Below are 13,288 nucleotides of genomic sequence, written 5' to 3'. Positions count from 1 at the left end.
CTGTCGTTTGTCCGATTGGAGGTGACTTGATCGAGAACTTGCCAACCGGCCTTATCGATTCGCTTTGCCATTCGAAGTGCCAGAATCCGCCTTCTAAATTCCAACCATTCAAGGAGGTTACTCATGTCACGTCCAAACAGGCTTAGCAAGGTTTCCGCCTTCCTGTCCGCTATTCTGCTGCTTCAGCTTCTGCTCGCCGCCGCCGTATCGGCAGGCTCTTACGATCCTGAGCTGAAGCCATCCTCTAATGTCTTTACCGGGCAGGATTTGCTTCCCGCCAAGCTGATCGACGGCTTTAATACCGCGGAGAGCGTAGCGGAGTGGAAGCCCGGAACGAACACCCAAAGCGTCGCATTCAAGACAAGCATCCTGAACGGGCCTAATTCCCCCTATGAGGGAGCCGGCGTACTGGAGCAGGTGCCCAAGCCGGTCAAGGTATACGAATGGAGGACGATCTATCGGGACTATTCCGAGCCGCTGGATCTGTCCGACTACCGCTATCTCGCCTTCGCGGCGAACAGCTGGGGATGGCAGGCGGTCGATTACATGATGAAAATAACGCTGCACAGCGGAGACGACACCTACGAGAGCATAGCCAAGATCGAGCATGACAGCTGGAGCCGGGTGTTCATCCGTCTTGGGGATTGGGAAGGGCGCGGCGCCGTGTCCCGGATCGAGATCTCCTTCATGCAGAACTTCGATCTGGACGGAGTCGCTCCGGGGGCGCCGGGCTACGATTATTGGGACGGCCGGTTCCAGATCGACTCTTTAAGCGCGACTAACGTACTTGACCTTACCTTCAGCGCGGAGGGCGATACGGAAGGCTTCGCCTCTCCGAACGGAACGGTCGAGTCGGCAGGAGGGATTCTCCGCTACGCGATAGCCGGCGACGAGGGCGTACTGGAGTCGCCTGACCTGACGCTGGACACCTCGAAGCGCAACGGTCTGTCGGTAACGATGACGAACGGGACGGGGGCGAGCGAGCTGACGATGCAATGGAAGTACGCAGGGGGCGACTGGAACGAGGAGCAGGCGAAGACGTTCGCCATCCCTTCATCGGGGACGTTCACCCAGGACTTCAACTTCTCGGACCGCTCGGAGTGGAGCGGCACGGTGACGGCGTTCCGGTTCCTTATTCCGGCAAAGGAAGGGACGATCGGTATCGACCAGATCCGTCCGAAAATGCTGCCTGTGCTTGAGAAACCTTATGACGGAACGGCACAGGCCCTTCTCGCGGACGCCGGCCGAATCGAGATCGCCGGCACGGTGAAGCCGTCATTCGTAGCCGCGAATCCGGACGCGAACCTCTATCTGTTCGAGCTCGCGACTTACGAGGATGCGAAGACGGTCCTATCCTCGAAGGAGCCGCTGGCTAGCTCGGCGCTCTCGGAAGCATTCCGATTCGAGACGGATCTGAACGATGGGGCGAGAAGCCGGTTGTACTCCAAGTTTGCCGTCGCGGCCAAATCGGAGGATGGAGAATACGCGCTAGTGGCCGCGCCGCAATACGTGTCCAACCCGGAGGCCATCTCCGGCAACCGGGAGCCGTTCCCGACGGCCAAGAGCATCAAGGGCTTGCAGGTTCAGATGACGGGAGACGCGCAGGAGCTCGGCATCAGCCATGCGGCGCTGAATGTCGCCTATAACGAGCTGACGTACAAGACGAACAGCAACCCGGCCAACACGATCGAGTACGTCGTCGAAGGCAAGAGCTACTATCTGCGCAAGGATCGGATCGAAGCGCTCGACCGCCAGGTCAAGAGCTTGTCCGACAACGGGATTCTCGTCTCGCTGATCCTGATCATGTACAACACGAAGGACTCCAACTCGGCGAACGAGTACCTGATCCATCCCGATTCCCGGCCGGGCGGCACGGTCTATGCGCTGAACACGTCCAATGCGGTCGGCGTGGAGTACGTGAAGGCGACGACCAAGTTCCTGGCCGAGCGCTATTCGATGCCAAGCCAGGAGCATGGCCGGGCGGTCAATTATATCGTCGGCAACGAGATCGGCCAGAACATGGTCTGGAACAACATGGGGCCGAAGAAGCTGGATGAATACGTGCAGGAGTATGCCCAGACACTGCGCTTGATCGACACGATCGTGAAGACCGCATACGCCAACGCCAGAACGTACGTGTCGCTGGACCACTTCTGGGACGAGAACTTGGACGGCGACTCGCTCTGGAAGTACGACAACAAGGCGATCGTCGACCGTCTGAACGAGCTGACGAAGGCCGAAGGCGACTTCAACTGGAACCTGGCGTTCCATCCTTATCCGGAGGACTTGTTCGATCCTCAGTTCTGGAACGACGAGACGGCGACGGAATCGTTCCAGACGAAGCGGATCACGTTCAAGAACCTGGATGTGCTCGTGGATTATATGAAGCAGCCGAATTACCTCTATGATGGGGCGATGCGCCGGATTATCCTCTCGGAGCAAGGCTTCCACAGCTTGAGCAACTCGGAGGAGGATCAGAAGATCCAAGCGGCCGCTTATGCTTATGCCTACTACAAGATTCGGTTCTTGGACGGCATCGACGCGTTCATTCTGCACCGCCACGTCGATCACGGGGAGGAAGGCGGCCTGAACCTCGGCTTGTGGAAGCACGCGCCGGGAACCGTCGTCACGCCGGGCGAGCATAAGGCGATCTACGACGTGTTCAAGTACATCGACACGGAGAAGTCGCTTGAAGCAACAGAGTTCGCTAAGGCCATTATCGGCATCTCGGATTGGGCGGACGCGATTCCCGGCTTCGATCCGTCGCAGCTCGCGGATCGGTCCCTTCCGGAGATGAACGGCCTGGAGTTCGTCGCGTCGGATAAGAGCGATAAGAAAACGATCGCGGTCGGAAGCTTCGAAGACGGCAGCGTCGACGGGTTCGCGGCCTCCGATGAAGTCAGCTCGGTTAAAGCCGTCGCGGGAGACGCATTCGAAGGGAACGGCTATCTGTCCGCAACGGTGAACAGCGCTTACGGCTTGAACTGGGCCGGCGTGCAGAAGACGTTCGCGACTCCCGTGGACGCGAATAAGGCGCCTTACTTCACGGCCGCCGTTCAGATCCCGAACGCCAATCCGAAGCTATCCTATTACGCGAAGTTCATCGCCTACAGCGGAACCGGCAGCGTTGAAGGAACCGCGAAGCTGGATCCGACGGCAGGATGGCAGCAGCTTGCCCTTCCTCTCAAGGGATGGGATGGCGCAAGAGCGATCGATCGCGTGAAAATCTGGGTTCGTTCCGAGGGAGGAGCGCCGTGGAAGGGCGAGCTTCGGATCGACGGGGCGGCGTTCGAGAAGAACGTCAAGACCGATTCGAAGCTTCCGAATCTGGAGGCGAACGCCAAGGCGCTCTCCGAGGAGCTGGAAGCGGGATCGCAGATCAGCCTCACCGTAACGAACCATGGCTCGGATAAGCTGAGCAAGAAGCTTGAGATTGAGGCGGTTGGAGGGCTTAGCGTGAAGCCCGCGAAGCTCAAGCTGAACAATCTCGGCACGGAGGAGAGCCAGACCTTCACGCTCGAGGTGGCGGGATACGTTCCTCAAGAAGATGCGGACGCCGTCCTGAAGGCGACATACGAGGAGCGGAAATTCTCGTTCGTTCTGAAGGCAAAGGTCATTCCCGTCAGCCTGCCGTTCACCTTCGAGAATGGCGACACTCAGGGCTGGACCGCCGGCGAGAACACCGCCAGCGTCGCATCGGTCACCTCGTTCGCGAACGGGCCGACGACGCCGAGCCAGGGGCAATATGCCCTGGCCGCGCATTCGTCGGCCGTGGCCGCCGATGCTTGGAGAACGGTGAAGCTGACGCTTGCGAAGCCTCTCGACTTGAGCGGCGGCAGCAAGCTTGCGTACGACATCGACTCTTACGGGGGCGTCCCGAACGCAACTTACGAGACGCGCGTCACGCTTCGCAGCGGCGGCGAGAGCTTCGTCTATGCATCGAAAATGACGCCGGATCGTTGGAACGCGATCTCCGCCGATATCTCTTCATGGGCGTTCCGCACTTCGGTCACGTCCATCGAGATCTCCTTCCGGGCAGTCGGCAACGCGATGGCTTGGGCTCCTGACTTCCAAGTGGATAACATTCGATTGACGAATTAGCCATCGCCGATCGCGCAAGCAGGCAAGGCCGCCCTTCCCCGTGGATCTCGTCAGACAGGGCGGGGCGGCCTTTCTATTGAAAACAACCAGCAGAGAAGAGAAGGTGCGTCGTGGAAATCGCATATGAACGAACGAGCAAAAGGAGAAGACGACGAGGACGAAGCGGCCAGCTTCGGATCGTGAGGTGGATGCTGTCTTTTCTCCGTCCCTACGGAGCCAAGCTTGCGATTATGATCGTCTGCGGCCTTGGAGTCGCGGCATCCGAGATGGCCGTTCCTCAAGCCTTTCAATACTTCACGGATACCATTTATCCTCGCAAGGAGACGGGTTTGCTCGCTTATATCGCCATGACGATGCTGATCGTCCTCGCGCTGCTGGTCGGAGCCTCCTGGGTCGTCACCTATGTCCAACGATATATCGGCGAGAGGGCGTCGTCGGATATGCAGTTCTCCGTTTTCCGGCATCTGCGGACGTTGGGCTTCTCCTATTACGAGCGGTCTCCATCCGGAGATGCGGTCACTTTGCTCAATCACGACGTGCAGCGCGTGCAGACCTTCTACCGCGAATTTCTCCCCCTTGCCTTTACGAGCTCCCTGATCATGCTTATCTCCGCATGCTTCCTTATCGTCACCAGTCCGAAGCTTAGCCTGGTGCTTGTCCCTTCCTTGCTTCTGTATACCTTGTTCGGTCCTTTCCTCAATGCGAAGCGCTCGATGCTCGACAGCGAATGGATCCGCCTGCAAGGGCAGGTGGGGCGAAGGGCGTATGACTTTGTCTCGGCAACGCTGGAGTTTCGCGTGCGCAATACCTCCGAGAGAAAGCTGCGGGGATTGCTGGGAGAGCTGGGAGAGCTTCAAGCCGTTCACTTAAGGCATCTCTTGTTCGCGTACCTGGCTTTTGCTTTTCAACTATTCTGCATCTTCGGCGGCGCCGCTCTCATGTTTCTTTACGGCTATCATCTCGTGAGAGGCGGAGAGCTTACCGTCGGAGAGTTCATCGCTTTCCACTTCTACTTCTTTCTGGCGGTCGGCCATTATATGAACCTGCTATCCAGCTTCGCGCAGCAGAAGACCGTGCTCCTGCATGCCTCCAGGCTGCACGGCTTCGCCATTCAGCAGCCGGACATCCAAGAGCCGAGCGCGCCTCGGGAGATGGCGGAAGTTCGCGGAGAGCTGACGTTTCGCCGGTTGACGTTCGGTTACCCCGGCGGCTCTCCTATTCTGAACGGGATCGATACCGTCATTCGGCCGGGAGAGAAGGTGGCTCTCGTAGGCGAGAGCGGCAATGGCAAGACGACGCTGCTCAAAATGATCCCGAGGTTCTACGATCCGGACGACGGGGAGGTGCTGCTTGACGGGGTGTCCCTCAAGGAGCTGACGTTCGAACAAATTCGCGGCGCCATCGGAATCGTGTTCCAGGAGACGTATTTGTTCGGAGGGACGGTCATGGACAACATTCGTTTCGGCAACCCTTCGGCAACGGACGAGGAGGTGTTCGAGGCGGCGCGGGCGGCCATGGCTCACGAATTTATCATGCATCTGCCGAACGGCTACGGCACCGTAGTCGGGGAACGGGGCGCGAAGCTGTCCGGCGGGCAGCGGCAGCGGCTCTCCATCGCCCGAATGTTCGTGCGGGACCCCAAGATCGTCATTCTCGACGAGGCGACCTCGGCGCTCGACAACGTCAGCGAACGGGCGGTGCAGGAGGCGCTCGACCGCCTGCTGGAAGGACGAACGACGGTAACGGTCGCCCATCGTCTCTCCACGATCCGCAATTACGATCGCATTCTATTCATTCATGAAGGGCGCATCCGGGAAGAGGGCACCTATGAGGAGCTAATGAATCGGCAGGGGCTTTTCTACCGGTTAGCCATGGGCGAGCCCCCGCTCGGAGAGGAGGCTATCCGATGAGAGACAACTTCAAGTTCATTCGCAGCGTGGCGAGGCCTCATTACGCCTTATATCTTGTCTGCTTGCTGATGCTGATCGTCCAGCTCGCCGCTCAGCTTGTTTCCACGGGCGTGCAGCAGCGGTTGATCGATAACGTCTTCCTCCACGGGGAAGGAGGTCGGCTTGCCCTGCTGCTCGTTATCTTCCTCGCCGCGGCGCTGCTTCAATCCGCGACGCTAACCGGAATCGGCTATCTGTTCCACGTGATCCTGTTCCGGATTCGCTATTCCTTGTTCGAGAGAGCCGCCCGGTTCCTGCAGCGGATTCCCGCCTCCTCCATTCAGAACGAGAGAACGTCCAAGTACGTGGACGTGATGAACGATTACGTCTTCCTGTCCGCGATCGGCATCGGCCTTCAACTGCCGAACGGCTTCTTCCAGATCGTTCCAGCGATTGCCCTGATGGCTGTTGTCGGCTGGTACAGCCCGGTCATCCTGCTCTTCGTCGTCCTGTTCAGCTGCTGCTACCTGATCCTCGGCTACCGCTACGGCAAGAAGCTGAAGCGGGCCGCGCACCGGGTCAACGACACCCGGCGGGAAGTCGGCGTCTTCCTCGAGGAGGGAGTATCTTCCACTCGGGAAGTTCTCGCTTATCATCGCTTGGATTACGAGACCTCGACGTACCGATCGCTGTTCGATAAGTATTTTCGCAACGTGCTGGAGGAAGGGCAACTGCTCAACCGCCAGATGGTCGTCAGCCACCCGCTGAAGTGGGGAATGAACCTGTTCATCCTGCTGTACGGAGGGTATTGCGCGCTGCAAGGGTCGTTGACGCTCGGGGCGTTCGTCGTCGTCTTCCAGTTCTCCCGCCAACTGATGGACAAATACGAGCAACTCTACTTATTCGCCCTTAGCTACTCGATGTACATGGCCAAGATCGAAGCGCTTCGGGGTTATCTGGAGCAGGAGACGATCGAAGACGGGGATACGGAGCTGAGAGAACCGATTCGCTCCCTGGAGCTGGCGAACGTAACCTATCGCTACAAGGGACAGCCGGAGCCTATCCTGCGAGACGTCGGCATGACCATTCCGATCGGAGGCAAAGTCGCGTTCGTCGGACCGAGCGGCAGCGGCAAATCGACCATCGCCCAGCTGCTCGTCCGATTCTACGATCCGGATGCCGGTCAAATCGCGGTTAACGGCAGGGATCTGCGAGAGTACAAGAGAGAGGATTGGGGGAGCAAGCTGTCGATCGTCTTCCAGAATCCCTTCCTGTTCCCGGATACGATCCGCAGCAACCTGAATCTGGGCTCGGAGGAACGGACCCAAGAGGAGATCGAGGCCGCCTGCAGGCTCACCGATATTCACGACTTCATCGTCTCCCTTGAGAAAGGGTATGACACGGAGATCGGCGAGCGGGGCATCGCCCTGTCCGGCGGGCAACGCCAACGGATCGCGCTGGCGAGAGCCGTGCTCGACAATCCGGAACTCCTCATTCTCGACGAGGCGACGTCCGCTCTCGATCTGGAGACGGAGCGCAGAGTGCAGCGCCATTTCGACGAGATTCGCAAGGGCAAGACAACCATCGTGATCGCTCACCGCTTATCCACGATCCGCAACTCGGATATGATCTGCGTGTTTCGGCAAGGCCGCTTGGTGGAGCAAGGGGATCATGACAGCCTGATGGCTTCCGCGACGGTTTATAAGGAGATGCTCCAGCAGGTCGAATCTGCTTAGTATTTTTATTTTCAGCGTATATTTAGTTGTGTTATTCGTCAATTAAGTATATTATTTAATTAATCAAAGAATACTTTAGTTTCGATTTCAATCATTCATTATCCAAAGGGGAAGGCCAATGCGGAAAGAACGCCTATATCGGAATGAATCATATGGCGGCGTGGATGGCCTTGGGCGAATGCTGCCGACGAGAGAGGAAGCCGGGCCGGCTCGCCCGGATCGCCATGTCGGACTCTTCTATTTCCTTTGGCTAGGCCAGCACGGAACGGGCGGGCCTTACGACAATACGCGGATCCTGTCGAATTGGCCGGAAGCGGCTTTAGACCCTGGGCATGAAGCGTGGGGACCGGCGGAAGCCTTTCATTTCTGGGGAGAGCCCCTGCATGGCTATTATCGGAACGACGACGAGTGGGTGCTGCGCAGGCACGTTCGGCTTCTGACCGCGGCCGGAGTCGACTTTCTCGTGTTCGATACGACCAACGCCGTTATTTACAAGAATGTCTACGACAAGCTGTTCGCGATCATGGACGAGATCGATGCGCAGGGCTTCCGCGTTCCGCGATTCGTCTTCTATACCAATACCGAATCCGGCAAGACGATCGGCGAGCTCTACGAAGACCTTTACAAGCCCGGGCGTTACGAGCATCTCTGGTTCCGTTGGCGCGGCAAGCCCCTCATCATCGGCGATCCGGCCGAATGCACCGAGGAGCAGAGGGAATTCTTCACGTTCCGGCTCAATCAGTGGCCTAACGAAGCCGCCAAGACGAACGGGTTCCCTTGGATCGAATTCCAGCGCCCGCAGCGCGTCTTCTATAACGACGAGGGCGAGAAGGAGATTATCAGCGTGTCGGTCGCCCAGCACCCTAGCATCGCGATGAGCGATACGCCGTTCTATGGATACGGCGATAACTGGGGGCGCGGCTATCGCTCGGACGCCGCGAACGCGCGAGGGGACTTGCCGGAGGACATTCTCCGAGGGACCAACGTGGCGGAGCAATGGGAGTTCGCGCTCTCCGAGGATCCGCGAATCGTGTTCGTGACGGGCTGGAACGAATGGATCGCCATGAGGCTGTCGGGGCCGCCGGAGAGGCCGGTGCTGTTCGTCGATCAGGCGACGCTGAACTTCAGCCGGGATATCGAGCCGATGAAGGGCGGCTACAACGACAACTATTACATGCAGCTGATCTCGTATATCCGTCGCTTCAAAGGAATGGACGATCCGGGTGCCCAAGGCCATCATCTCGAGCGCCCCATCCCGATCGCAGCGGAATTCGGAGATTGGGAGCGGGTAAGAGCGGAGTATCGGGACTGCGACGGGGATACGATTCCCCGGGACCATAAGGGATACGGCGAGCTGCATTATAAGAACGAAACCGGGCGCAACGAACTGCTGCTTTTCAAGGTCGCGCATACCGCCGAGGACATCTTCTTCTACGCAAGAACCCGTGAACCGCTTACCTCTAGCGCAGACACGAACTGGATGCTGCTGCTCCTTCGAACCGAAGGGCAGGACGAAGGCTGGGAGGGTTACTCTTATATCGTGAACCGCATCGTAAAGGACGGTTCGTCGACGCTGTTGGAGAGAAGCGAAGGAGGCTGGAATTGGACGCCCGTCGGGGAGATTCGCTTCGCAGCCGCCGGGAACGAGCTGCATCTGGCGATTCCTCGCAAACTGCTGGGGCTGGAGGCTTCCGGGCGGGAGCAAAGGCTGGAATTCAAGTGGGGGGATCAGTTGCTGGCGGAAGGGGACGTCATGGATTTCTATCAATACGGGGATACCGCTCCGGAAGGGCGATTGAACTATGTTTATACGATCCGGGACGAAGAGAACCCGGACGACAGATTAGAATGATCCAAGCAGAGTGTGGGGGAGAGGGACATGGGAGCAGAACGTTGGAAGGCGAAGTGGATATGGGTTCCGGGGACGGCAGGGTTAAACGACGTCTTCGCGGAGGCGAGGGCCGTCTTCGAACCGGAAGCGGGGATCAAGCGGGCGAGAATTCGCATCTCCGCGAACCAAGCCTATAAGCTCTTCCTGAACGGAGAAGAGCTGGGCAGAGGGCCGACCCCTGCCGACTTGGACTGGATGTCTTACGATACGTACGAGGTTGCGGACCGTCTCGTTGGCGGCGTTAACTCTTTGGCTATCGTGGCGAACAACTTCGGCAACGAGATGATCGTGACGAAGCAATTGCAAGGGCCGGGCGGCCTGATCTGCCAATTGGACTTGTACGGCTCGGAGGAGGAAGCGGCCGCGCCGCTGCAGACGATCGCGAGCGGCGCGAACTGGAAGTGCCGGCGCTCTCCGCGCTGGAAACAAGGAACGAGCCGGCTCCACTATTGGGGAGGCTATCGGGAGATCTTCGACGCCTCGAAGGAGGACGGCTGGGAACGAGCGGACTACGACGATTCGTCTTGGCCGAACGCCGAGGTCGTCGCGCGGGCGGAGCAGGCGGATTCTCCATGGCCGCGGCTGCTGCCGCGCGAGATTCCGTTCCTGAAGAGCACGCTCGTCCGCCCGGTCACGGTCGTCTCCGCGGAGCCGTTCCGCGGCGCGATCTCATCGCCCGAAGCTGCATTATCGGGCTTGCCGGGGCTGACAATGGACGCGTCGGTACCGGGAAGCCTGCCGCAGATTACGTACGACTTCGGCGCGGAGGTCGTCGGCTATCCGAAGCTTAAGGTATACGCGAAGGAGGGGGGCGTTCTTCAGCTCTTCTATGGAGAATCGCTGGAGGTGTCTTTGACGGATACGTTCCTTCTGCGCCAAGGGGAGAACGTGCTGGAGCCGTTCGGAAGGCGCGCGTTCCGCTATCTGAAGCTGGCGGCAATGGCTACTCCGGCTCCGATTCGGATCGAGAGGCTGCAGGTGGAATTCGTTCATTATCCGTTTACCGGCGAAGGGGCGTTCCGCTGCAGCGACGAGAAGCTGAACCGGATCTGGGAGACGGGGCGTTACACGACGATCGTGAACAGCCAGAACCACTTCGAGGACTGCCCTCATCGCGAAGCGGCCTTGTGGGTAGCCGATGCGGTGGTCATGGCCAAGGTCGTCTATCAAATCTCCGACGATGCGGCCCTTGTGCGCAAGTCCCTTCTTCAAGGAGCGAGAATACAGAACGAGGACGGCTCGATTCCGGGCAACGGGCCCGTTCGCAATACGTTTATGCTGCCGGATTTCTGCGCCCACTGGCTCTTCGGCGTGTGGGAGTATTACTTGTACAGCAAGGACGAGGCGTTCCTTAAGGAAGTATGGCCGACGATTCCGCGGCTCGCGAAGTGGTTCGCGGATCAGGAGGATGAATCGGGCCTGTTCGCGAAGGCGGACCGCGAGGGCTGGTGGTGCTTCATCGACTGGACGGACGACATTGAACGCAAGGATCGAGTGACCGCCATCTCCTGCTTCTATTACAAGTTCCTCGAGACGGCCGCCCGAATGGCCGAGGAGGTCGGAGAGACGTCGTTCTCGGAAGAGCTGTCCGCGAAAGCGGAGAAGGTTCGCGGCTCCGTTCGAAGCCTGCTCCGGATTCCGGGGACGGCCATCTACGCCGATTGCTTGACCGGCGAAGGGCTGTCCGCCAGCGTGACCGCGCAGACGAACTTCGCCGCGGCTTGGTCGGGCCTCATGGAAGACTCGGAGGTTGCCTCCTTCGTCGAAGGGGAGTTCCTAAAGGGCAATTTGCCTCCGATTCGAGGCGCGTTCTTCTACCATATCGTGCTTGAAACGTTATTCCGGCACGGCTACGCGGAGGATGCCGTCCGTATCATCCGGGAGTATTGGGGAGCCATGCTGGATCGCGGGGCGACGACCTGGTGGGAGACGTTCGATCCTTCGCTGCCTTTCCCGACGATTCCGAGCCCGTACTTGGGCCATACGCCGACCTATCTGCAAGACTCGATCCCGGTCAGCCTGTCGCATGGCTGGGGAGCATCCCCGACTTATCTGTTAAGCAGAGGGCTGCTCGGCGTTCAAGTGTCGGAAGAGAGCGTCGAGGATGTCGTCCTTCGGCCTCTTGCGGTGGAAGGAATCGGCTGGGCGGAAGGCGTCGTCCCGACGAAGCTTGGCGAGATTCGCGTCCGATGGGAGCGGGTGACGGAAGAGGATGTCCGCTACCGGGCCGACATTCCGAGAGAGCTGGCTTGGTCGGCTCCTGGTGTAGAGGAGGCGACCGCTTCGGAGAACGGAGAGTTTATCCGCGTCGAGGGCAAGGTTCCAAGACGCGGCGGAAGCGGAATGCTGGCGGAAGCGGAGTGCGCGTTGCCCAACTCTTGAATCTATTCTATTCTTATAGGCGGCTTGGGGCTAAGGGCTCAGGCTGCCTGTTTGTCTTGCGAAAATCTGCGACCTAAAGTATACTTAACCCAACTCGGGAGGAGTGGATTCGCATGGATACGGAGAAAATGGACAAGACTCCGATGTATCAATATATCATGAACGATATTAAACAGAAGATAGAATCCGGCGAGCTGAAGCCGCACGATCCTCTGCCTACCCAGATCGACCTGGCCAAGGAATACAACACGAGCGAGATTACATCCCGGCGGGCGCTGTCGGATCTGGTGCAGGAAGGCTATGTCTACCGGATCCGCGGCAAAGGCAGCTTCATCCAGGAGAATCCGACCGCCGGCGCCGGCAGCAAGCCGATCCGCACGATTTATTTCGCCCACCGGAATCAGCTCGACAGCTTCGACCATCCTTTCTTCAACGACATGTTCGAAGGAATCAAGGAGACTTGCGAAGAGAACGGGGTCGAATTCCATCTGTGGAATATCGGGAGCGATTACGTGCTGCCGGACGATCCGAACGCGGGCATTATCCTGCTGACGACCAAGGATGACTTCGATCTGTCCCGCCTGACCGCGTGGCAGCAAGAGAACCGGCGCATCGCGACCGTCCATTTCTACTACCCGCATCTCGGAATCCCTTACGTTATCGTAGACAACCTGACCGGAGGGTACTTGGCGACCCAGCATCTGCTCTCTCTGGGTCATAAGAGGATCGGGGTCATCCTGACCGGCGATTCCATTCTCGATGTTAACCAAGAGTTCTCGCTCCGCCTGCAAGGGTATCGTTTGGCCTTGTCGCAGCACCAGATCGCGTTCGATCCGGAGCTTGTCGCGTTCATGAGCGGCGGCAAGGAGCGGCTGGAGATGGGGGCCGAGGGCTTCGGACGTTTAATGAAGCTGGAACAGCCGCCGACCGCGATCTTCGCCACCAGCGACTACAAGGCGTTCGGCGCGATGGAAGCGGCCCGAGAGATGGGACTGAAGGTTCCGGAAGAGATCAGTATCATGGGATACGACGATATTAAGGTCAGCAAGTATACTTATCCTGCTCTTTCAACGGTAAACCAGAATACCAAGAAGCTGGGGCAGCGGGCTGCCGAGATTCTTTTGTTCGAGATGAAGGGGGATCAGGTCCAACTGATCAAGGATGAGATCGTTCCTACTCTCGTACAGAGGGACAGCACCGGCCCGGCGCCGAAGAAGGCGCCGCGCGGCAGCAAATAACTAAATAGCCCGTAATCGGATAGAAGGCTGTCGAGCAATAAGGCGACAGCT

6 protein-coding genes are annotated in these 13,288 nt (G+C 58.7%); all 6 read left to right on the top strand.

Going from position 1 to position 13,288, the window contains the following annotated elements; all coding sequences use genetic code 11:
• The first annotated feature begins 123 nt into the window (after positions 1 to 123).
• Positions 124 to 4,101: a DUF5722 domain-containing protein gene (locus ELR57_RS13365; RefSeq protein WP_126959582.1), complete on the top strand. Its 3,978-nt coding sequence runs from the start codon at positions 124 to 126 to the stop codon at positions 4,099 to 4,101.
• A gap of 110 nt (positions 4,102 to 4,211) precedes the next feature.
• On the top strand, positions 4,212 to 6,011 hold the full coding sequence (locus ELR57_RS13360; RefSeq protein ID WP_126959581.1) for an ABC transporter ATP-binding protein: 1,800 nt from the start codon (positions 4,212 to 4,214) through the stop codon (positions 6,009 to 6,011).
• Positions 6,008 to 7,726, top strand: coding sequence for an ABC transporter ATP-binding protein (locus ELR57_RS13355; RefSeq protein ID WP_126959580.1), 1,719 nt, complete (start codon positions 6,008 to 6,010; stop codon positions 7,724 to 7,726). The genes ELR57_RS13360 and ELR57_RS13355 overlap by 4 nt, the downstream gene beginning before the upstream one ends.
• A 118-nt stretch (positions 7,727 to 7,844) precedes the next feature.
• On the top strand, positions 7,845 to 9,578 hold the full coding sequence (locus ELR57_RS13350) for a hypothetical protein (RefSeq protein WP_126959579.1): 1,734 nt from the start codon (positions 7,845 to 7,847) through the stop codon (positions 9,576 to 9,578).
• A gap of 27 nt (positions 9,579 to 9,605) precedes the next feature.
• Complete coding sequence (locus ELR57_RS13345) at positions 9,606 to 11,999, top strand: alpha-L-rhamnosidase-related protein (protein WP_126959578.1); 2,394 nt, start codon at positions 9,606 to 9,608, stop codon at positions 11,997 to 11,999.
• 113 nt (positions 12,000 to 12,112) lie between these two features.
• Positions 12,113 to 13,237, top strand: coding sequence for a GntR family transcriptional regulator (locus tag ELR57_RS13340; RefSeq protein ID WP_126959577.1), 1,125 nt, complete (start codon positions 12,113 to 12,115; stop codon positions 13,235 to 13,237).
• The last annotated feature ends 51 nt before the right edge of the window (positions 13,238 to 13,288 follow it).

Origin of the sequence: Cohnella sp. AR92, from assembly GCF_003990975.1 — a bacterium.
Classification (GTDB): Bacteria; Bacillota; Bacilli; order Paenibacillales; family Paenibacillaceae; genus Cohnella.
The sequence above is the reverse complement of the archived record's forward strand: the minus strand, read 5'-3'. Positions and strand labels throughout refer to the sequence as shown.